The following is a 21,541-nucleotide window of genomic DNA, read 5'->3' as shown; positions in this document are numbered from 1 at the left end:
GGATGTGTCCGCGTCATGCGATCCGGCGACCGTCGTTCAAGGGCGGACCACCGGGCGGACCACCCGTGACGCGCCTCAGCGGCCGGGCGAGGGCACCGCCGGCACCGGGAGCCCGCCGGCCGCCCGGCCCAGCAGGGTCAGCCCCACCTCGCCCGGCCCCGACTGCGAGGTGAACTCCGACAGGACCGCCAGGGCGAGCGTGTTCTCGCCCCGGGTGCGCAGGATGCCGTTCGGCAGGACGAAGGTGTGCTGCGGGCCGACGTTGTTGATGTACTGGCCCATGTTCCAGCCGTTGAGGAAGATCTGCGCCCGGTAGGCCCGGTACGGGTCGTCCTTCAGGGTCAGGCCGATCGAGGCGTCGATGTCGGCCGGCACGGACAGCCGGAAGGTCGTGCGGTACCAGGTCACGCCCTGGCGCCGCTCGGCCCGCGGGAAGGTCACCGCCTCCCAGTCGCGGTCCGGGAAGCCCGGCAGGTGCCAGCCCTCCCGCTCGCCGAACAGACCGCCGTTGTTCAGCGGGCCGCGCACCGGGTCCGGCGCCGCCTCGCCCTGGATCCGCCAGGCCACCTGCGGCGCGGCGCCCTTGAAGCGGGCGGCGGTCAGGCCGCGCGCCACCTTGTGGGTGTCCTGCGACTTGCCGTCCTGGTCGTGCTGCATGCGCCGGACGAGGACCGACAGCACGTGCCTGCCGGGCGAGCGCAGCCGCTCGGCCACCGGGAAGACGGCCGTCGCGTCCCAGCTCCCCTTGCGGATCGTGGTGGTCGCGTCGGGCACGGGCAGCCGGTGGGTGCCCAGCGGCTCCCCGTCCAGCCAGGCCATCAGCAGGCCCTGGGTGCCGGCCGTGTAGGAGAGCGAGACCTCCTCGACGCCCGAGGAGCCGGTGAACGTGCCGCGGTACCAGACGTCCCCGTAGTGGAAGCCGTAGTCGTCGGCGAACAGCACCGGCTGGTCCTTCGGGACCGGGGTGACGCTGTACGACGACGTCCGGTCGGCCCGCCGCCAGGCGGAGTCGTCGAAGTTCGGGCCGGCCTCCGGGTTCTCCGTGCGCGCCCGCCAGCCGCCCAGCGCGGGCAGCGACACCTCCGGCGCGGCGGGCAGCAGCCCGGTGGTCATCAGGCTCCCGGACAGGGTGACCCGGGTCGGCACCTTCCGCCCGTTCCAGACCAGGCTCGCGATCCCGCGCGGACCCCACACCTCCACGCTGGTCCGCCCGGTGACGTCACCCGTCAGGTGGACCTCGGAGCCGCGCAGCTCGACGTGGCGCAGCAGCGCCGGGCCGTACACCAGCACGGTGCCCGACGGGGTGTCGTACGGGAAGATCCGCACGGCGGTGGCGTCGTCGGCGAAGAGCAGCAGCAGCGGGGTGTCGCTCTCGCCCTTGTCGACCATGACGCGGGTCAGGCCGCCCTGGCCGAGGGGCGCGTTGACGTGCAGCTCGTTGCTGTCGTACGCCCAGGCGCCCTCGGGGTCGAGCCGGGTGACGAGCGGCTCCTGGGGGCACTCCAGGACCAGCTCGGCCATGTCGTCCCGGCGCCCGGTGAACAGGGCGATGTCCGTCCGGCCCGCCGTCACGCACAGCACGGGCTGCGCGGTGCAGTACTTCAGCGTCCGCCTGCCGAGCAGGCGCAGTCCGGTGGTCAGCATCCGGGCGTCGCGCGGCGGCACGGTGATCCTGAGGCGTCCCGCGGCGGTGGGCAGGTCGGTGGTCACCGCCTGGGTGCCGTCGTTGCGGGCCACGTAGACATGGCTGCCGGTGTCCGGGTTCGTCAGGTGGTAGACCTTCAGGCCCTCGGCCTCGACGTCCGCCGCCCGGTCCAGCCGGGCGAAGTCGGGCACGCGCTGGAGCAGGTGGCCGAGCGTGTGCATCGGGGCGATCTTGTCGGTGACGTTGCGCCCCTCGTCGATCGCCGCCCCGTAGTCGTACGAGGTGTAGACGACCGGCGCGGGCAGCCATCCCCACGAGGTCCCGCCGAACGTCATGTACACGTTGTGCAGGGTGATGCCGTTGGCCAGGTTGGTGAGGTAGAAGCGGCGCTCGTAGGCGGCGTCCCGGGTGCGCCGGGACTCGGCGTACCCCTTGCCGTCGAACCAGGCCCCGCCCCACGGGTCGAACCAGCCGCCCCCGAACTCGGGCACGAAGCCCGGCGTGCGCGGCGAGGCGGTGGCCCCCCCGGTCGCCCCGCCGGAACCGTAGTGCCCCCAGTCCGGCGGGTTCTGGGCCGGCGACGGGTACCCGTCGAACCCGTACAGCCAGCCGCCCTTCTCCCCGCCGGTGTCGAAGGACCCCGGCGTCCAGTGGCCGTTGCGGCCCTTGTCGTTGTGGAAGAGGGGGACGTCGATCCCGTCCGCACGGACCTTCTCGTACAGATGGGACATGTAGTCCCGGCCGGCCGCCTCCGTGACGTGGGCGTCGTACTCGTTCTCGATCTGGTAGAGCAGGACCGTGCCCCTGCCCTGCGTGAACAGGTGGCGGCGGGCGATCCGGTTCACCTGGGTCAGCCACTCGTCGACGTGCGCGAGGTAGTCCGGGTCGGCGGTGCGGGCCGTCCCCTTCGCCGCCGTCAGCCAGCCCGGGAAGCCGCCGCCGTCCACCTCGGCGTTGATGTACGGGCCGGGCCGCAGGATGACGTACAGGCCGGTCTCGGTGGCCATGCGCAGGAACAGGTCGAGGTCGCGCACGCCGGTGAAGTCGTAGCGGCCGGGCGCGGGGGAGTGGTAGTTCCAGGCCACGTAGATGCTCACGGCGTTGTAGCCGTGCGCCCGCATCTTCTGCAGCACGTCCCGCCACAGGGCCGGGCTCGGCAGCCGGAAGGGGTGCATCTCACCGGACCACACGACCAGCCGCCGGCCGTCCACCAGCAGCGAGTAGTGGTCGTAGCCGACCGTGTGCCGCTCCCCGTCGGCGCCGGGCGGGGCGGGCGCCGGACCCGTGGGCACGCCGCGCGCCGCGTACGCCGAGGGCGCCCCGGGGCCGCCGCTGCCGCCCAGGGCGAAACCGAGCGCGGCAGAGCCGGCCAGGGCACTGAAGGTACGTCTGCTGAGCGCCAAGGTGGATCCTCCCGGGCGATCTTACGGGGGCGCGGTCCGGCCATTCTCCACGCGAACACGCCCCACAATGGACCCATGAGGATCTCGGCGCGGGCGGACTACGCGGTGCGGGCGGTGCTGGAGCTGGCTGTACGGGAGGGTAACGGCCCGGTGAAGGCAGAGGAAATCGCTGCCGTCCAGGACATCCCGCACAAGTTCCTGGAAGGCATCCTCGGCGACCTCCGGCGCGCCGGGATCGTCGACAGCCGGCGCGGCGGGGGCGGCGGCTACCGCCTGGCCCGGCCCGCCGGCGCCATCACCGTGGCCGACGTGATCCGCGGGGTGGACGGCCCGATCGTCTCGGTACGCGGCGAGCGGCCCACGGGCCTCACCTACACCGGCACCGCCCGCCCCCTGCTGCCCCTGTGGATCGCCCTGCGCGCCAACGTCCGCCACGTCCTGGAGGGGGTCTCGCTGGCCGACCTGGCGGCGGACGCCCTCCCGGACCCGGTGCAGGCGCTGGCGGCGGAGCCGGGGGCGTGGGAGAACCCGTGAGCCGGCGGGGGTGCCGTCGCGGGTGCGTGAAAACCCCGGTGTGAATGGCCGGAGTTCACCCTGCCGGCCCAGCGTGGAGGTTTCTACGATGCCCATCGCCTCCCCCTCCTTCACAGGTTCCGCACAGTTTCTTCAAGGTTGAACGGATGGGTCGGAGGTCTCACCCCCCACTCGACAACCGGGAGAAACGATGGCTGGTGGACTCCTCCTGAGCGGCGCCGTAGCCGCTCTGCTCACCACCGCGCTACCCGCTCAGACCTCTTCGCCCGTCTTCGACGACCCGCCGCCGGACAAGATCGTCATCGACGTCGCCACGGTGAACGGCTCGGGCTGTCCCGCGGGCACGGCGGCCGTCGCCGTGTCCCCGGACAACACCGCCTTCACGGTCACCTACAGCACCTACCTCGCCCAGGCCGGCGGCAACTCCGACCCGACCGCCTTCCGCAAGAACTGCCAGCTCAACCTGGTCGTGCACGTGCCGCAGGGCTTCACCTACGCGGTCGCCAGCGCGGACTACCGGGGCTTCCTCTCGCTCCAGCCGGGCGCGACCGCCACCCAGAAGGCCTCGTACTACTTCCAGGGCTCCCCGAACACCGCGGCCAAGACCCACCCCTTCGCCGGCTCCTACAACGACGACTGGCAGGCGACCGACAGCACCGACTGGGCCCAGCTCGTCTGGGCCCCCTGCGGTGTCCTGCGCAACTTCAACATCAACACGGAGCTGCGGGTGAACGCGGGCAGCGCGAACCCCGGCAAGGTCAGCTTCATGACGATGGACTCGACCGACGGGGACATCAGCACGGTCTACCACCTGGCGTGGAAGGAGTGCCCGAAGAGCTAGGTCGCGGACACGGCCCAGGTCCCGCCGTCCCGGAGCCGTCCGGGGCGGCGGGACCCGTGACGTACCGGGCGGCCGGCTCAGCCCGTCTGGCCCATGCCCGCCGCGTTCGGCCAGCTCTGCGCGTTGGGCCAGCCGGTGGCCGGGGCCGGGGAGAGGCCGGTGGCGGGGGCCGGCGTGGGCGGCGCGGTCATCCCGCGGACCTGGGCCGCGGTGAGACCGCCGCGGGCCGGGACACCCGGCGGGGTCGGACCGGGCACCGGGGCGGGCACCGGGGCGGGCACGGGTGCCGGGGCGGGGACGGGCGGAGCGGCCGGAAGCGGAGCGGGGGCCATCGCGGCGGGGGCCATCGGGACGGGGGCCATCGGGACGGGGGCGGGGGGCATCGGGACCGGCGTGGGGGCGGGGGGCGCCGGGGCGGGCGCGGGGGCCGCTGCCGCCGGCGGGAAGGGCGCCGGTGCCGGGGCGGGGGCCGGCGCGGGAGCCATCGGCTGCTGCGCCGGGAACGCCTGGGCTGCCGCCGGCAGCGGCATCCCACCGCCGGCCGGTGCCGCGGCGGCGGGGAGCGGCATGCCGGTGCCGGCGGCCGGGGCGGTGGCGAGCCCCGGGGTGGGGGCGGCCGCGGCGGCCTGAGCGGCCAGCCGCATGCCGGACCCGTTGGTCTCGCTCACCAGCCGGTCCACCGCCGCCGTACCCGAGCTGTAGCTGGTCCCGTTGCCCAGCTCGGGTACGGCGGCTCCCCTCCTGGACCCGTAGAGCACCTGCTCCAGGCCGGACACCAGGCGACGCACGTCGACCTGGGGGCGCACCACGAGTCTCAGGAAGCGGCTGGAAGAACCGATCTTGTTACCGCACTCGCGGACCAGGATCCGGTGCTCGGTGAGCATCCGGTCCCGGACCACCGTGCCCTCGGCGCCGACGGGAAGGCGCACGAAGAGGAAGTTGCCCTGGGAGGGGTAGACGGTGAGGCCGGGCAGCGCGGAGAGCTGGCTCGCCATGTCCAGGCGGTCGCGGCGCACCTGCTGCAGGCTCTGCGCGTACTCCGCGCCGTGCTCGCGCAGCATGAAGACGACGTGCTCGGCGAAGGAGTTGAGGTTCCACTTCGGCAGCATCGAGCGGATCTTCCCCGCGAGCGCCGGGTTGGCGACCAGGTACCCGAAGCGTATGCCGTGCAGGCCGAAGTTCTTGCCCAGGCTGCGCAGCACCACGACGTTGGGCCGCAGCATCGCCTCCTGGACGACGCTCGGCTCCGTCTCCGCGTCGGCGAACTCCAGGAAGGACTCGTCGACGACCACCAGGTCCAGATCGGCCATGGCGTCCATGAACTGCACCACCGACTGCTTGCGCAGATAGCCGCCGTCGGGGTTGTTCGGGTTGCAGATCACCGCCACCCGGGTGCCCCGGGTCCGGAGGAACTCGGCGTACTGGGCGAGGTCGAGCGCGAAGCCGTTCGCCTCCTGGAGCGGGAACATGTCGACCCGCTTGCCGGTCTCCATCGGCTGGTCGGTCCAGCGGCCGAAGGTGGGGACGGGGACGGCCAGGGACTCGCGGACCAGGAGGTGGTCGATCCAGGTGATCAGCTCCGTCGAGCCGTTGCCCATCGCCACGCACTGCGGCGGCAGCTGGAGCAGGCTGCACAGCTCGGCCGTGATGGTGTCGGCGCTGCTCGGGTAGTACGTGATGATCTCGCGCAGCCGGTTCCCCATCTCCTCGAACATGGCCGGGGTCGGGAAGTAGGGGTTGCACGGAATACAGAAGTCGACCGGACCCGTCCCGTCGCTCTCCCGCGCCAGCGCCGCCATCGAAGGACTGTGCGCGGCGGTGTTGCGGAACAACGAGGTGACGTTGTCAGGCAAGAGAACCTCCGTGAAGGGTGGCCCGTGCGGGGGAGCACGGGCCGCCCATGGATACGGAGGGGACCGCGGTGGCGTTCAACTCACCAGCGGTGTGAGCCGTTTCACGTGCCGAACGTGTGCACCGTGCTCGTCCGGTACGTCTGCCCCGGCCGCAGCACCGTCGACGGGAAGTTCGCGTGGTTCGGCGAGTCCGGGAAGTGCTGCGTCTCCAGGCACAGGGCGTCGCCCTGGCGGTAGGTGCGGCCGCCGGTGCCGGTCAGGGTGCCGTCGAGGAAGTTGCCCGAGTAGAACTGCAGGCCCGGCTGGTCGGTGGCGATGGCCAGGGTGCGCCCGGAGCGCGGGTCGCGCAGGGTGGCCACGTGCTTGGGCCCCGCCGTGATGCCCTTGTCCAGCGCCCAGTTGTGGTCGTAGCCCTTGGCCTGCACCTGCTGGACGTGGCCGGCCCGGATGTCCCGGCCGATGGGCTTGGCGCGGCGGAAGTCGAACGGGGTGCCGCCGACCCGGGCCAGTTCACCGGTGGGGATCAGGCCCGCGTCGGTGGGCGTGTAGCGGGAGGCGGCGATCGTGAGCTCGTGGTCCTCGATCGTGCCGCTGCCCTCGCCCGCCAGGTTCCAGTAGACGTGGCTGGTGAGGTTGACGACGGTCGCCCGGTTGGTGGTGGCCTCGTAGTCGATGCGCCAGGCGCCGTGCCGGTCGAGGGTGTACGTCACCTTCGACCGCAGGGTGCCCGGGTAGCCCATCTCCCCGTCGACGCTGGTGTAGTACAGGCGCAGCCCGACGTCGGAGCCCCGGGTGAACGGCTCGACGTCCCACACGTGCTTGTCGAAGCCCTTGGCGCCGCCGTGCAGGCTGTTCTCGCCGTCGTTGACGGACAGCTGGTAGGCGGTGCCGTCGAGGGTGAACCGGCCCTTGCCGATGCGGTTGCCGTACCGCCCGATCAGGGCGCCGAAGTACGGGCTGCTCGCCACGTAGTCGTCGAGGCCGGCGAACCCGGCGACGACGTTCGCGTGCCGGCCGTGCCGGTCGGGGACCTCCAGGCTCTGCACGATGCCGCCGTAGGACAGCACCTTCAGCCGGGTGCCGCCGTTCGCCAGCGACCAGCGGTACACCTTGGTGCCGTCGGCGAGCCTGCCGAAGAGGTGCTTCACCGGTTTCCCGCCCGGGACGGCGGCCTGGGCGGTGCCCGGGCCGAGGGTGGTGGCGGCCAGGCCCGCCGCCGCTGCTCCCGCGATGACCGTACGTCTGTTCAGTTCCACTTGCGGCTCCCGTAAAGGAAGGGGCCCCACCGGCTGTCCGGCGGGGCCCGATCTGACTTACGAACCGGACTTGCGCTTGTTCCACACGTCGAACCCGACCGCCACCAGCAGGGCGAGGCCCTTGATGACCTGTTGCCAGTCGGTGCCGACGCTGAGGAGGTTCATGCCGTTGTTCAGCACGCCGAGGACCAGACCGCCGATGATGGCGCCGAGGACGGTACCGACACCGCCGCTCATGGACGCGCCGCCGATGAACGACGAGGCGATGGCCTCGAGTTCGAAGTTGACGCCGGCCTTCGGCGAGGCCGCGTTCAGGCGGGCGGCGACCACCAGACCCGCCAGGGCCGCGAGCACGCCCATGTTCAGGAAGACGTAGAAGGTGACCTTCTTGTCCTTCACGCCGGACAGCTTGGCCGCCGGCAGGTTGCCGCCGATGGCGTAGATGTGGCGGCCGAACACCGCGTTGCGCATCACGTAGCCGTAGCCGACCACCAGCGCGCCGAGGATGATCAGCACGATCGGGGCGCCCTTGTAGCTGGCGAGCAGCAGGGTGAGCGCGAGGATCGCGGCGACCAGGGCGGTCAGCTTGAGCAGGAACAGCCGGGTGGGCAGGACGTCCAGCGCGAACTCCTGCTGACGGCGCCGGCCTCGGACCTCCTGCCACACCACGGCCGCGATCAGCACCAGGCCGAGCAGCAGGGTGAGGTTGTGGTAGTTGGTGTGCGGGCCGACCTCGGGCAGGAAGCCGTTGCCGAGCTTCTGCAGCCCGTCGGGGAAGGGGCCGAGGGTCTGCCCCTTGAGCAGGATCTCGGTCAGACCGCGGAAGAGCAGCATCCCGGCCAGGGTGACGATGAACGACGGTATGCCGAGATAGGCGATCAGATAGCCCTGCACCGAGCCGGCCACCGCGCCCACCAGCAGGCACAGCACCAGCGCGACCGGCCAGGACAGCCCGTGCTGCACGGTCAGCACGGCGGCGAAGGCGCCGACGAACGCGGTCAGCGAGCCGACCGAGAGGTCGATGTGCCCGGCGATGATCACCAGCATCATGCCGATCGCGAGGATCAGGATGTAGCTGTTCTGCAGCACCAGGTTGGAGGCGTTGCGCGGCAGCAGCAGGTCCCCGTCGGTCCAGATCGCGAACAGCACCACGATCAGGCCGAGCGCGATCAGCATGCCGTACTGGCGCATGTTGCGGCGCAGGCCGTCCAGCATCAGCCGGAGCAGGCCCCCCTCGGCGGCCGGTCCGCTCCTGCCCGGCGGCGCGGGGGCCGGGCTCTTGGCGGTGACATCCGTGCTCATCGGGATACCTCTTTGTCCTTCGTCATATGGCGCATCAGCACTTCCTGCGTGGCCTCGGACCGCGGCACCTCACCGGTCAGCCGCCCGGCGGCCATCGTGTAGATGCGGTCGCACATGCCGAGCAGTTCGGGCAGCTCGGAGGAGATGAAGACGACCGCCTTGCCCTGGGCGGCGAGCTGGTCGATGACCGTGTAGATCTCGTACTTGGCGCCCACGTCGATGCCCCGCGTGGGCTCGTCGAGGATCAGCACGTCCGGGCCCGCGAAGATCCACTTGCTGAGGACGACCTTCTGCTGGTTGCCGCCCGACAGCTTGCCCACCGGTTCGAAGACGGTCGGCGCCTTGATGTTCATGGAGGTGCGGAAGCCCTCGGCGACCTGCCGCTCCTCGTGCTCGTCGACCACGCCCCGGCGGGCGACCTTGCCCAGCGCGGTCAGCGAGATGTTGCGGTTGATGGTGTCGATGAGGTTGAGGCCGTAGTGCTTGCGGTCCTCGGTCACGTAGGCGATGCCGTGCCGCACCGCCTCCGGGACGGTCTTCGTCCGGATCTCCGTGCCGTCCTTCAGGACCGTCCCGGCCGCGTACCGGCCGTAGGTGCGCCCGAAGACGCTCATCGCCAGTTCGGTGCGGCCCGCGCCCATCAGCCCCGCGATGCCGACGATCTCCCCGCGGCGCACGCTCAGGGACACGTCGTCCACGACCTTGCGCTGCTGGTCGATCGGGTGGAAGACGGTCCAGCCCCGGATCTCCAGGGCGGGCGCCGCGCCCTCCTGAGGTTCGTGCGGGTGCGCTCGGGGAAGCGGTGGTCGAGGTCACGGCCGACCATGCCGGCGATGATCCGCTCCTCCGTCGTCCCCGCGGCCTTCACGTCGAGGGTCTCGATCGACCGGCCGTCCCGGATGATCGTCACCGAGTCGGCGACCCGGCGGATCTCGCCCAGCTTGTGGGAGATGATGATCGAGGTGATGCCCTGGTTCTTCAGCTCCAGGATGAGGTCGAGGAGCTTGCCGCTGTCCTCGTCGTTGAGGGCGGCCGTCGGCTCGTCCAGGATCAGCAGCTTCACCGACTTCGACAGCGCCTTGGCGATCTCCACGAGCTGCTGCTTGCCCACGCCGATGTCGGCGACGCGGGTCTCCGGGTGCTCGTCGAGCCCGACCCGGCGCAGCAGTTCGGTGCCGTGCCGGAGGGTCTCGTTCCAGTTGATGAGCCCCCGCCTGGCGTGCTCGTTGCCGAGGAAGAGGTTCTCCGCGATGGAGAGGTACGGCACCAGCGCCAGCTCCTGGTGGATGATCACGATGCCGCGCTGCTCGCTGGCCCGGATGTCCTTGAACTGGCAGACCTCTCCCTCGAAGAGGATGTCCCCCTCGTAACTGCCGTACGGGTGGACGCCGGAGAGCACCTTCATCAGGGTGGACTTGCCGGCGCCGTTCTCCCCGCAGATGGCGTGGACCTCGCCCTGCCGGACGGTCAGGGTGACGTCCGACAGCGCCTTGACGCCGGGAAAGGTCTTGACGATCGAGCGCATGTCCAGGACGGGTCCCGCCATGGTCGTGCCTTCCAATCAGTAGGAGACGGGGCGGGTCACTTCAGTTCGGACTCGGTGTAGTAGCCGCCGTCGACCAGCACCTGCTGGTAGTTGCTCTTGTCGACGCTCACCGGCTGCAGCAGGTAGGCGGGCACGACCTTGGTGCCGTTGTCGTAGGTCTTGGTGTCGTTGACCTGCGGCTTCTTGCCCTTGAGCGCGTCGTCGACCATGGTGGCGGCGACCTTGGCGAGCTGGCGGGTGTCCTTGTAGACGGTCTGCGTCTGATCACCGGCGATGATCGACTTCACCGAGGCCAGCTCGGCGTCCTGGCCGGTGACGACCGGCAGCGCCTTGCTGCCGGAGCCGTAGCCGTCCGACTTCAGCGCGGACAGGATGCCGATCGAGATGCCGTCGTAGGGGGAGAGCACCGCGTCCACCCGGCCGCTCTTGTAGGCGGAGGTGAGGATGTCCTCCATGCGGTGCTGGGCGGTGGTGCCGTCCCAGCGCAGGGTGGTGACCTTGTTGAGCGCGGTCTGGCCGGACTTGACCACCAGCTGCTTCTTGTCGATGTACGGCTGCAGCACGCTCATCGCGCCGCCGAAGAAGTACTTGGTGTTGTTGTCGTCGTTCGAGCCGGCGAACAGCTCGATGTTGAACGGGCCCTTCTTGCCGCTGTCCAGGCCGAGCCGGTGCACGATGTAGGTGCCCTGGAGCTTGCCGACCTTCTCGTTGTCGAACGAGGCGTAGTAGTCGACGTTCTTGGTGCCGAGGATCAGCCGGTCGTAGGCGATGACCGGGATGTTCGCGTCGGCGGCCTCCTGGAGCACGTTGCCCAGGGACTTGTTGTCGATCGCCGCGACGATCAGGCCCTTCACGCCCTGCGTGATGAGGTTCTCGATCTGCGAGACCTGGGTGTCCGGGTCGTCCTCGCCGTAGACCAGCTTGGTCTTGTAGCCCTTGGACTCCAGGTTCTTGACGACGTTCTTGCCGTCCGCGATCCAGCGCTCGGAGGACTTGGTCGGCATCGCGATGCCGATGGTGGCGCCCTTGGTGTCCCCTCCCTTGTCCTTGCTGCCGCCCGAGCTGTCCTGACCGCAGGCGGTCAGGGTGAGGGCGAGCGAGGCGGCTCCGGCTATGGCGGCGAGTGCGGCTCTGCGATTGCGCATGGGTGATCCGTCCTTGGTGGTCTCGTCGTCGAGAGTCGTGGGGAGTCGTGGGGAGTCGGGGCGGTTGCGGGGTGGGAGGGGCTAGGCCGTGGGGAAGCGCCTGAGCGGACCGGGCAGCCGGCTGCCGAGCGGCGCCATGTCGCCGCCCGCGCCGTGCCGGGCGAGCAGGTCGAGGGCGAGCCGGCCGCGCCGCACCCGCTCCCGGGCGGTGTCCAGGGTCACGTCCCGCAGGTGGGTGCCCCACGGGTAGATGCCGGGAGCCTTGGACAGACCGAACTTCAGGTAGAGCGGTGCGCCGCGTCTGATCAGCTCGGCGACCTCGTACATCCGCACATAGCCGCCGAGGTCGTCGGGGGCCTCGATGTACATGTCCATGGGGGCGGCGGACGCCCGGCGGATCTCGGTGAGGTGGTCCAGCGTCAGGTCGCTGGGCACGTTGACGGAATCGGCGCCGAGCCGCTCGAAGACGGCGTACGCGGCCGGGTTGACCGGGCCGATCAGCGCCGAGACCTTGAGGGTGGTGTCGGCCGGGATGATCCCCGTCTCCCGCGCCCGGTGCAGGGTCCACAGCACGCCCTCGTCGGCGACCAGCAGGCACCTGACGCCCAGTTCGGTGGCCCGGACGGCGTCCTCGACGCAGCCGGCGACGGCGTCGTGGCCACGGGCGCGCAGTCCGGCCCCCCGCGAGTCGGAGCGCACCGAGCCGCCGATGTCCCACGTGCCGCGCGGGCCGGTGAAGAGGCACAGCTCGATGTCGCGCTCGGCGGTCACCTCGACCATCTCGGTGATCTCGGCGTCCGTGAGCATCCACACCCCGCTGCCCTGGCTGATCCGGTGGATCGGCACGTCGAGGCGGGAGGACTCCTTGAGCACCACCGCCAGCGCCTCGGGACCCTCGCAGGAGGGGATCTCGGTGCGCCAGCGGCCGCCGCCCGGGAAGCTGTGGGCGGAGGCGTCGGCGGGGTCGAGGGCGGGCGCGTCCAGGCCGAGTGCGGCGAGCACCTGCTCGCCGGGCCTGCGGGCCGCCGGGGCGGAAGCGTCGGTCACTGGCTGTCCTTCGTGTTCGGTATTTCGGACAAGGTTCGCGGCTCAGGGCGGAGCGGGGCCTCGGCGGTGCGGTGGAAAAAGTGAGGCCGGCCCCGGTGGTACGCCGGTCGGGGCGCCGTCAGGTCACGTCCCGGCCGGCGTACGGTCAGGGGCGGAGCAGCACCTTGCCCACCTTCGGATCCCCGGCCCCCACCAACTCGATGGCCTGCGGGAACTCGGTCAGCGGCAGTTCGTGCGTGACCAGCGGCAACGGGTCGAGCAGTCCGGCGCCGAACACCCGTACGGCGTGTGCCCAGGCGTCCGGCGGTGCCCCGAAGACGGTGTGTACCTCCAGCTGCCTGACCACCAGGTCGGTCGGGTCCAGCCCGTCCGCGCCCGGCGCCGGGATGCCGGTCAGCACCAGCCGCCCGCCGCGCCGGAGCAGCGCGGCGGCGGTGCGCGCCGCGGACGCCGAGCCCGCGGTCTCGATCACCACGTCGAAGTCGTCGGGCAGGTCCTGGTCGCGGAGCCGGAAGCCGGTGGCCCCGAACCGCCGGGACAGCGCCTCCCGGTCGTCGCGCGTGCCCACCACGAGCAGCTCCGCCGGGGAGACGGCCCGCAGGAACTGCACGGCGAACATCCCGAGGGTGCCCGTGCCGACCACCGCGACCCGCTCGCCGGGCCGGGCGGCCGCCTTGAGCGCGGCGGCCGCGACGCAGGCGGCCGGCTCCAGCAGGGCGGCGGCCGTGAGGTCGGCGTCGTCCGGGAGCGGGTGCAGCAGCCGGGCGGGCAGGGTGAGCGTGGCGGCCATGGCGCCCGGCTGGGTGAACCCGGTCTCCTCGTACCCGGCCGAGCACAGCGTGGTCTCGCCCGCGTGACAGCGGTCGCACACCTGGCAGTTGCGGAACCCCTCGCCCACCACCTTGCGCCCGACGAGCGAGGCGGGCACCCCGGCGCCCACGGCCCGCACCGTCCCGGACCACTCGTGGCCGGGTGTGAGCGGGTAACGGACGTACCCCTCGGGGCGGTTGCCCTGGTACACCTCGCGGTCGCTGCCGCAGATGCCGACCGCGTGCACGGCGACCAGCGCCTCGCCCGGCGCGGGCTCCCGCGGCGTGTGGTCCTCCACCCGGTGGGCGCCGGGCTCCTCGATCAGGACCTGGGAGGGCCGGGCGGTCACTGCGTGCCCTTCGGCTTGCGCTGCTCCCAGCCCTCGGCCCACAGGTCGAACCGGGCCTGCTGCTGCGGGAACTCGGCCGCCGCGTCGGTGTCGAGCTCGACGCCGAGGCCGGGCCGGTCGCTGAGGTGGAAGTAGCCGTCGACGACCTCGGGGGCGCCCTTGACGACCTTCTTGATCTCCGCGTCCGCGAAGTCGTTGAAGTGCTCCAGGATCTTGAAGTTCGGGGAGGTGAAGCCGACCTGGAGGCTCGCCGCCGTCAGCACCGGACCGCCCACGTTGTGCGGGGCGACCAGCATGTAGTGGGTCTCGGCGGTGGCCGCGAGCTTGCGCGTCTCCCAGATGCCGCCGATGTGGCCGACGTCCGGCTGGATGATGTCCACGGCCTGGCTCTCGAACAGCTCGCGGAACTCGATGCGGTCGTGGATCCGCTCACCGGTGGCGACCGGGATGTCCACCTTGGCGGCGACCTTCTCCAGCGCCTTGAGGTTCTCCGGCGGGCAGGGCTCCTCCAGCCAGGCCGGCGCGAAGGGGGCCATCTCCCGGGCCAGCCGCACGGCGGTGGCGGGGGAGAAGCGGCCGTGCATCTCCAGCATCAGCTCGGCGTCCGGACCGATGGCGTCGCGCACCGCCTCGATGAGGGAGACGGCGTACAGGGTCTGCTCGTGGTCCAGTTCGAAGTGCCCGGTGCCGAACGGGTCGATCTTCAGGGCCCGGTAGCCGCGCTCCATGACGCCCTGCGCGGCCTTGTGGTACGCCTCCGGTGTCCGCTCGGTCGTGTACCACCCGTTGGCGTACGCCTTCACCCGGTCGGTGACCTTGCCGCCCAGCAACTGCCACACCGGGACGCCGAGCGCCTTGCCCTTGATGTCCCAGCACGCCATCTCGACGACCGCGATGCCCGACATGACGATCTCGCCCGCCCGCCCGTAGTCGCCGTACTTCATCCGGCGCACGAGGTCCTCGACGGCGAACGGGTCCGAGCCGAGGACGTGGTTGGCCTCGGCCTCGCGCAGGTAGCCGAGCAGCGCGTCGGTGTGACCGAGCATCCGGGTCTCGCCGACGCCGGTGATCCCCTCGTCGGTGTGCACCTGGACGTAGGTCAGGTTGCGCCACGGCGTCCCGACCACGTGCGTGCTGATTCCGGTGATGCGCACGGCAGTTGCCCCTCGTTGTTCGAGATTTCGTCACACGTTCGAAATGCTGGCGTGACAGTAAGGACGGCGCGGCGGGGGTGTCAATGGGGCGAACAGGTAACAGTTTCGACAAGCCTGTCGAGAGCCTTTTCGGTCCCGCACCAAACCTTCACAGAGGTCCCTAGGAACGTGACCGGCGGGGAATCTAGTCTTCCGGCGTCATGGACTTCTGCCACCCGTGCCAACGGCACCTCAACGGCGCCCTCGCCTGCCCGGGGTGCGGCGCTCCGGCGCGGTCCGTTCCCGCGCACGCGGCCGCTCCCGCCACGCCCACGTACGCGGGCACGGCCGCGGCGCCGTACGGGCAGCAGACCTTCACGGAGGCACCCGCCTGGCCGCATGGCCACGGGGACGGCCCGTACGACGACCGGGACGGGCAGGACGGCTTCCGGGACGGGCAGGACGGCTTCCGGGACGGCCCGGACGACGGCGACCTCCACGAGGGCCACGACGGGCAGGACCTCCATGAGGACCATGACGGCACCGGCCCCTTCGGCGGTGAGGACGGGGGCGAGCCCCGGGGCCGTTCCGCCCGGCGCGACCGCAAGGCGGCCGCACACCGGCGCAGGCGCCGCCGCCTCCTGCTGGTGGCCGCCGGGTTCGTGCTGGCGGCCGGGGGTCTGAGCCTCGCCGAACTCGGCACGGACGCCCCCTTCGCGCCCTTCTCGGGCGGCGGCCCGGCGGTGAGCGGGGACGCCGCGGTGGACGGCGGCGCCTCCGCGTCCCCGGACCGGGCGGCGGCCCCTCCGGACGCCCCGTCGGGCACCCCGGGGCGGCGGGGCGCCTCCGCCTCCGCGGACGCGTCGCCCTCCGCCTCCGCCTCGAAGTCCCCGAAGGACAAGGCGTCGAAGTCGCCGTCCGCCGACGGCGAGTCGGCCCAGCCGGCCACGGCGGGCGCGGGCCCGACCGCCTCGGCGCCGGCCGGTCCGGCGCCCTCCCGGCCGGCGTCCACCCCGACCTCGGCCCCGTCGAACTCCGCGCCGGCGCCGCAGCCGTCGCCGACCCGGACGTGCAACCGGTTCCTGTGGTGGTGCACGTAGGCGGACCACCCCGCCCTCGGCCGTCCCGGGCACCGGTGCACCCGACCGGCCCGCGGAGCGGTTGAGACGGACGGGTGCGTCTCGTCGTACACGATCCCGGGAGCGCCCGAGGCCGCACCGGGCGTTGCGCACGCAGGAGCAGCGAGCGGCGGCTCAGTCGAGGAGAGCGGATGACTCAGGGGACCACCGTGCACGGCACGGTCGCCGAGGGCTTCGAAGTGGTGCGTGAGGAGTTCGCCGCCTTCGTCGGCGAGGAACGGGAGGACTACGAGGGGCAGGTGTGCGCCCATGTGCACGGCCGGCGGGTCGTCGACCTGTGGGCGGGCGAGGGCGCCGACGGGGACTCGCTGTACGGGGTCCTCTGCTCCACCAAGGGCGCCGCCCACCTCGTCACGGCCCTGCTCGTGCAGGACGGCACGCTGGAGCTGGACCGCAAGGTCACCTACTACTGGCCCGAGTTCGGCGCCGAGGGCAAGGGCGCGCTGACCCTGCGCGACCTGCTCGCGCACCGCGCCGGGCTGGTCGGCACCGACACCGGCTTCAGCGCGGCGGAGCTGGCCGACGACCGGGCGCTGGCCGAGCGCCTCGCCGACCAGCGGCCGTTCTGGCGGCCGGGCACGGCCTTCGGCGACCATGCCCTGGTGATCGGCGCGCTCACCGGCGAGGTGGTCCGGCGCGCGACGGGCCGGACCGTCCAGGACCTCTTCGAGGAGCGGGTCCGCGCTCCCTACGCTCTGGACTTCTTCCTGGGGCTGCCGGCCTCCCGGGAGGCCCGGTTCCGCACCGTCCGGCCGATGCTGCCGACCCCCGCGCAGCAGGCGGTGCTCGACGCCCTGCCGAGCGGCCCGCACACGCTCGCCGGTATCGCCTTCAACCGGCACGCCGCCGAGCCGACCGACCTGGCGGCCCTGCCGAACGAGCGCCTCGTGCGCGCCAAGGGCCCGGCCTCGGTGGGCGGTGTCGCCTCGGCGCGCGGTCTGGCGGGCATGTACGCGGCCGTCGTCGGCGAGGTCGACGGCAGGGCACCGCTGCTGAAGGAGGACACCGTCGCCGAGTTCGGCCGGCCGCACTCCGTCGGGTACGACCTCGTGGCGCGCGCCCACAAGTCGTTCGGCCTCGGCTTCCAGGCCACGTCCGACATTTGGTACCCGTGGCTCGGGGCGGGCTCCATCGGCCACAGCGGCGCCGGCGGCTCCCAGGCCTTCGCGGACCCGCGCAGCGGTCTGGCCTACGGCTACACGCGCCGCCGCTTCGCGTTCCCGGGCGGCGCGGCACCGGAGAACGAGCGGCTGGTGCGAGCGGTGCACCGGGCGGCACTGGCCCGCTGAGAACGGCACGGCGGCCGCACCCCACGTCCAGGGATGCGGCCGCCGCCGTGCGCAACGATCACTCGCAGGCGAGGGTCACGGTGATGTTCCCGCGGGTCGCCTTCGAGTAGGGGCACACCTGGTGGGCCTTCTCGACCAGGTCGCGCGCGGCGGCCTCCCCGACGTTCGGGATGTGCGCGGAGATCTCCACGATGATCCCGAAGCCGTCCTCGTTCTTGCCGATCCCGACCTTCGCGGTGACGGTCGAGCCGGAGACGTCGGCGCCCTCCTGCCGGGCGACCACGCCGAGCGCGCCCTGGAAGCAGGCGCTGTAGCCGGCCGCGAACAGCTGCTCGGGGTTGGTGCCGGCGCCGTTGCCGCCCATCTCCTTGGGCGGGTTGACGACGACGTCGAGCCTGCCGTCGTCGGTGGCGACCCGGCCGTCGCGGCCGTTCTCCGCGGTGGCGACCGCCGTGTACAGGACGTCGGACTGCTGAATGGGCATGCGGTGTCTTCCTCCTCGGTCCGCCGTGACTCGCGCCCACGATCGACGGCGGATTCGGAAAAAAGTTACCGCATCACGGAAGCCCGGGCCAGGGGTCAGAGCTTGACGATCATCTTCCCGGTGTTGTCGCCGCGCAGGACGCCGAGGAACGCCTCCAGGTTGTTCTCGATGCCCTCGACGACCGTCTCGCGGTACTTCAGCGCGCCCGAGGCGACCCAGGGGCCGACCTCCTGGACGAACTGCGGCTGGAGGTCGTAGTGGTCGCCGACCAGGAAGCCCTCGATGCGGCCGCGGGTCTGGATCAGCCGGGCGAGGTTGCGCGGGCCGGGGGCCGGCTCGGTGTTGTTGTAGACCGAGATCATGCCGCAGACCGCGATCCGGCCGCCCTGGTTCAGCGAGCCGATGGCCGCCTCCAGGTGGTCGCCGCCGACGTTGTCGAAGTAGACGTCGATGCCGTCGGGCGCGGCCTCGCGCAGCTGCTCGGCCACCGGGCCGTTCTTGTAGTTGAAGGCGGCGTCGAAGCCGTACTCCTCCAGCAGCAGCTTGACCTTCTCGTCGGAGCCGGCCGAGCCGATGACCCGGGAGGCGCCCTTCAGCTTGGCGATCTGCCCGACCTGGCTGCCCACGGCACCCGCGGCGCCGGAGACGAACACGACGTCGCCCTCCTTGAAGGAGGCGGTGCGCAGCAGCCCGGCGTAGGCGGTCAGGCCGGTCATGCCGAGGACGCCGAGGTAGGTCGACAGGGGAGCGGCCGAGGCGTCGACCTTGACGGCGTGCTGCGCGTCCAGGGCCGCGTACTCGCGCCAGCCGAAGAAGTGCAGGACGTGGTCGCCGACGGAGAAGCCCTCGGCGTTCGAGGCGACGACCTCGCCCACCGCACCGCCCTGCATGACCTTGCCCAGCTCGTAGGGGGCGGCGTACGACTTCGCGGCGGACATCCGGCCGCGCATGTACGGGTCCACCGAGACGTACGCGTTGCGTACCAGGATCTGGCCCTCGCCGGGGGTCGGCACGGGCGCCTCCACCAGGGCGAAGTCCTCGGGCTTCGGCCAGCCGACGGGACGGCTCTGCAGGTGCCACTCGCGGTTGATCATGACGGGACCTTTCCGATTTACTTCAGTACCTGAAACAACCGTGCACGTGAATATTTCATGTTGTCAAGTAAGCGGGTATCCTGACGGCATGGCCACACCGCACACGACCCGTCCGGACGAACTGACCATCGAGGTCGTCCAGCTCATCGCCGAGGTGGTGGCCCGGTACCACGCGGACTACGAGGAGGCCGCCGCCGGGCACTCCCTGACCGGCGCCCAGGCGAAGCTGCTCGGCCTGCTGACGCTGGAGCCGCTGCCGATGCGCAAGCTGGCCCAGAAGCTCAGGTGCGAGCCGTCCAACGTGACCGGCATCGTGGACCGCCTGGAGTCCCGCGGCCTGGTCGAGCGCCGCCCCGACCCGGGCGACCGCCGGGTGAAGGTGGCCGCCGCCACGGACGAGGGCCGGGGCGTCGCCCGTGAACTGCGCGACGGCCTGCGCTTCGCCCGCGAGCCGCTGGCCGGCCTGTCCGACGAGGAGCGGCTGGTCCTGCGCGATCTGCTGCGGCGGATGCTCGACGCCTGAGCACCGCCGGTAAAGTTTTCGCCATGCGTGATCTCGGGGCGGGGTTCGGTCATCTCCTGGCGGGCCAGCGGTGGGTCGGCCGGCACGGCAGGCAGTACGGGTTCGGGCTGCTGCCCGGTCTGATCACCCTGGTGCTGTACGCGGCGGCGCTCGTCGCGCTCGGCGTCTGGGGCGAGGACGGGGTGGCCTGGGCGACCCCGTTCGCCGACGACTGGTCGAGCCCCTGGCAGGGACTGTTCCGCGGTTTCCTCACCGCCGTCCTGTTCGCCCTCGGCCTGCTGCTCGCCGTGCTCACCTTCACGGCCGTGACCCTGCTCGTCGGCCAGCCCTTCTACGAGAACCTGTCGGAGAAGGTGGACGAGGACGTCTCGCCCGACGGCACGGTGCCCCGGTCGGGCCTCCCGCTCTGGCGCGAGCTGTGGATCTCGGCCCGCGACAGCCTGCGGATCCTGGTCCGGGCCCTGGTGTGGGGCGTCCTGCTCTTCGCCCTCGGCTTCCTGCCCGTGGTCGGCCAGACGGTCGTGCCGGTGCTCGGCTTCTTCGTCACCGGCTTCTTCCTCACCGAGGAGCTGACCTCCGTCGCGCTGCAGCGCCGCGGCGTCGAACTCCGCGACCGGCTCGCCCTGCTGCGCTCCCGCAAGACCCTGGTGTGGGGCTTCGGCACCCCGCTCGGCCTGGCCTTCCTGGTCCCGTTCGTCGCGGTGTTCCTGATGCCCGGCGCGGTCGCGGGCGCCACCCTCCTCGCCCGTGAACTGCTGGGCGAGGAGAACGCGCGGGACGAGACGGCCGAGGACGGCGAGCCGGTCAGTTCCTGAGCGCGGCCGACGCGGCCACCGTCAGGATCGACCGCACCTGGGCGATGATGTCCAGCCGGTTGCGGACGAACTCCGGGTCGGTGACCGCGCCCGTCGCCGGGTCGGTGTCGCCGGCGCCGAACTGCAGCACGGGTGTGTGCAGATGGCCGCCGGGCAGGGTGTCGTGCAGACCGAGGCGGTCCCGGAGCAGGGTCGCGCGGTAGGCGATCTCGTTGGAGAGGTAGTCCCCGCCGCCGCCCGCACGGGCCGCCGAGCCGGGGGTCGGCCCGTCCGGCCGTACGACGGGGGCCGTGCCGCCCGCCGGGATCTCGGTCACCTCCGTGTGGTCGTACACCGGGAACCGGCCGGTGTCCGCCGCCGTGACGGCCGCGTACGGCAGGGTCGTGGACGTCCACTGGGGCTGCGTGGCCGGGTCGGCGACCGGGACGGTCCCGGTGCTCGCGACGTCGTCGTTGTCGGGGAAGCCGCCCCGCCAGGCCCCGTTGGTGCGCTCGACGTCGAAGCGCCCGACCCGGCCCTGGCTCACCGTCATGAACAGGTCGGCCCGGGACAGGTACGGCCGCAGGGTGCGCTCCACCGTGCCCTCGGCGAAGTCCGCCCAGCGCACCGGGAACACCACGGTCTCCACCCGGGCCGGCCCGCGGGCCGTCTCGATCACCGTGCCGTCCAGCGCCAGCGCGCTCGCCCCCGAGGGGTTGGAGATCCGGATGTCGCGGTCGAGCGTGAACGGGTCGAAACCGGTGAGCAGGATCCGCCCGAGGTGCGGCTTGCCGGGGAGCCGGACGTCGGTCTCTCCGCGCGAGGTGCGTTCCAGCCGGTCCAGCAGGGACGCGCGTTGACCGTCGCCGAGCGCGAACCCCGGCTGCCACGTGCGCACCTGCCGGGTCATGCCGAGCCGGGCCCAGTACAGCGGCCGGTCGTCGTCCCGCGCCAGGTCGCCGCCCGCCGGCCCCCGCCCCTGCGCCCGGTCCACCGCGCGCCGCCACAGCGCGGCACCCTGCCGGCCGACCAGGCGGCGGGCCTGCGGGTAGCTGCGGGCGCGGGCGAGGTCACGGCCGAACCGGGCGGCCGGCTCGTCGAATCCGGAGCGGCGCAGGATCTCCTGGGGCACGGCCCGGTCGAGCCGCCGCTCCTCGGCGGTGGGGGAGGGGGCCGCCGTGGCGGCGGCCGTGGCGGCGGGCGCGGCACCGGGGGCGGACAGGCCGGCCAGCAGGGCCAGCCCGAGCATGCCGAGCCGAAGGCGTAAGGCGGTCAAGGGAGTTCGGGTCCTTCCGTCACAGGGGTGGAAGTGCCGTTCTGGCGCTGATACTGCCACGTGTGACGACGGTGGACG

At 72.1% G+C, this 21,541-nt stretch carries 17 protein-coding genes and 1 pseudogene; 6 read left to right on the top strand and 12 right to left on the bottom strand.

Annotation, left to right across the window (positions count from 1 at the left end; translation table 11 throughout):
- Positions 1-75: 75 nt before the first annotated feature.
- The gene (locus B446_RS12545; RefSeq protein ID WP_020939813.1) at positions 76-3,048 is read right to left on the bottom strand and encodes a glycoside hydrolase family 35 protein; all 2,973 of its coding nucleotides are present in this window, start codon (positions 3,046-3,048) and stop codon (positions 76-78) included.
- 75 nt (positions 3,049-3,123) lie between these two features.
- Between B446_RS12545 and B446_RS12540 the strand changes: the two genes are divergently transcribed.
- Positions 3,124-3,582 carry an RrF2 family transcriptional regulator gene (locus tag B446_RS12540; RefSeq protein WP_020939812.1) on the top strand — a complete coding sequence of 153 codons (459 nt, stop codon included), beginning with the start codon at positions 3,124-3,126 and terminating at the stop codon, positions 3,580-3,582.
- Positions 3,583-3,772: 190 nt separating this feature from the next.
- Positions 3,773-4,423, top strand: a complete 651-nt coding sequence (locus tag B446_RS12535) for a DUF4360 domain-containing protein (RefSeq protein WP_020939811.1) — start codon at positions 3,773-3,775, stop codon at positions 4,421-4,423.
- A gap of 77 nt (positions 4,424-4,500) precedes the next feature.
- On the opposite strand, the gene B446_RS12530 is transcribed toward B446_RS12535, so the two are convergent.
- The 8 genes and pseudogenes from B446_RS12530 to B446_RS12495 all read right to left on the bottom strand — a co-directional run bounded on the left by B446_RS12530 (position 4,501) and on the right by B446_RS12495 (position 14,885).
- Positions 4,501-6,276: a pyridoxal phosphate-dependent aminotransferase gene (locus tag B446_RS12530; protein WP_020939810.1), complete on the bottom strand. Its 1,776-nt coding sequence runs from the start codon at positions 6,274-6,276 to the stop codon at positions 4,501-4,503.
- A gap of 101 nt (positions 6,277-6,377) precedes the next feature.
- Positions 6,378-7,532 (bottom strand): aldose epimerase family protein, encoded by a 1,155-nt coding sequence (locus B446_RS12525; protein WP_020939809.1) that lies wholly within the window; start codon positions 7,530-7,532, stop codon positions 6,378-6,380.
- Positions 7,533-7,589: 57 nt separating this feature from the next.
- Entirely contained in the window at positions 7,590-8,834 is a 1,245-nt protein-coding gene (gene mmsB, locus B446_RS12520; RefSeq protein ID WP_020939808.1) for a multiple monosaccharide ABC transporter permease, read from the bottom strand.
- Positions 8,831-10,380 (bottom strand): annotated as a pseudogene (gene mmsA, locus B446_RS12515) (multiple monosaccharide ABC transporter ATP-binding protein). The gene mmsB and the pseudogene mmsA overlap by 4 nt, the downstream one beginning before the upstream one ends.
- A 35-nt stretch (positions 10,381-10,415) precedes the next feature.
- Positions 10,416-11,525 carry a multiple monosaccharide ABC transporter substrate-binding protein gene (gene chvE / locus B446_RS12510; protein ID WP_020939807.1) on the bottom strand — a complete coding sequence of 370 codons (1,110 nt, stop codon included), beginning with the start codon at positions 11,523-11,525 and terminating at the stop codon, positions 10,416-10,418.
- An 81-nt stretch (positions 11,526-11,606) separates the two neighbouring features.
- On the bottom strand, positions 11,607-12,572 hold the full coding sequence (locus B446_RS12505; RefSeq protein ID WP_020939806.1) for a hypothetical protein: 966 nt from the start codon (positions 12,570-12,572) through the stop codon (positions 11,607-11,609).
- A gap of 145 nt (positions 12,573-12,717) precedes the next feature.
- Positions 12,718-13,731, bottom strand: a complete 1,014-nt coding sequence (locus B446_RS12500) for a zinc-dependent alcohol dehydrogenase (protein ID WP_020939805.1) — start codon at positions 13,729-13,731, stop codon at positions 12,718-12,720.
- Entirely contained in the window at positions 13,728-14,885 is a 1,158-nt protein-coding gene (locus B446_RS12495) for a mandelate racemase/muconate lactonizing enzyme family protein (RefSeq protein ID WP_020939804.1), read from the bottom strand. Before B446_RS12495 ends, B446_RS12500 begins: the two co-directional genes overlap by 4 nt.
- A gap of 200 nt (positions 14,886-15,085) precedes the next feature.
- Here B446_RS12495 and B446_RS12490 point away from each other — a divergent pair, with 200 nt between their 5' ends.
- Both B446_RS12490 and B446_RS12485 read left to right on the top strand, forming a co-directional pair.
- Entirely contained in the window at positions 15,086-15,964 is an 879-nt protein-coding gene (locus B446_RS12490) for an SCO2400 family protein (protein ID WP_020939803.1), read from the top strand.
- Between the two features lie 170 nt (positions 15,965-16,134).
- Complete coding sequence (locus B446_RS12485; RefSeq protein WP_020939802.1) at positions 16,135-17,292, top strand: serine hydrolase domain-containing protein; 1,158 nt, start codon at positions 16,135-16,137, stop codon at positions 17,290-17,292.
- A 58-nt stretch (positions 17,293-17,350) separates the two neighbouring features.
- Here the strand turns inward: B446_RS12485 and B446_RS12480 are convergent, their stop codons facing one another.
- Both B446_RS12480 and B446_RS12475 read right to left on the bottom strand, forming a co-directional pair.
- Positions 17,351-17,776, bottom strand: a complete 426-nt coding sequence (locus B446_RS12480; RefSeq protein WP_020939801.1) for an organic hydroperoxide resistance protein — start codon at positions 17,774-17,776, stop codon at positions 17,351-17,353.
- Between the two features lie 95 nt (positions 17,777-17,871).
- On the bottom strand, positions 17,872-18,870 hold the full coding sequence (locus B446_RS12475; protein ID WP_020939800.1) for an NADP-dependent oxidoreductase: 999 nt from the start codon (positions 18,868-18,870) through the stop codon (positions 17,872-17,874).
- A gap of 88 nt (positions 18,871-18,958) precedes the next feature.
- On the opposite strand from B446_RS12475, the gene B446_RS12470 reads away from it, so the two are divergent.
- Both B446_RS12470 and B446_RS12465 read left to right on the top strand, forming a co-directional pair.
- Positions 18,959-19,393, top strand: a complete 435-nt coding sequence (locus tag B446_RS12470; protein WP_020939799.1) for a MarR family winged helix-turn-helix transcriptional regulator — start codon at positions 18,959-18,961, stop codon at positions 19,391-19,393.
- A 23-nt stretch (positions 19,394-19,416) separates the two neighbouring features.
- Positions 19,417-20,208 (top strand): EI24 domain-containing protein, encoded by a 792-nt coding sequence (locus B446_RS12465; RefSeq protein ID WP_020939798.1) that lies wholly within the window; start codon positions 19,417-19,419, stop codon positions 20,206-20,208.
- Here the strand turns inward: B446_RS12465 and B446_RS12460 are convergent.
- Positions 20,198-21,463 (bottom strand): hypothetical protein, encoded by a 1,266-nt coding sequence (locus B446_RS12460; RefSeq protein ID WP_020939797.1) that lies wholly within the window; start codon positions 21,461-21,463, stop codon positions 20,198-20,200. The two genes, B446_RS12465 and B446_RS12460, sit on opposite strands and share 11 nt — an antisense overlap.
- Positions 21,464-21,541: the final 78 nt, after the last annotated feature.

The sequence above is a fragment of the Streptomyces collinus Tu 365 genome (genome assembly GCF_000444875.1).
Classification (GTDB): Bacteria; Actinomycetota; Actinomycetes; order Streptomycetales; family Streptomycetaceae; genus Streptomyces; species Streptomyces collinus_A.
This window is presented reverse-complemented; position numbering and strand designations above follow the sequence as displayed.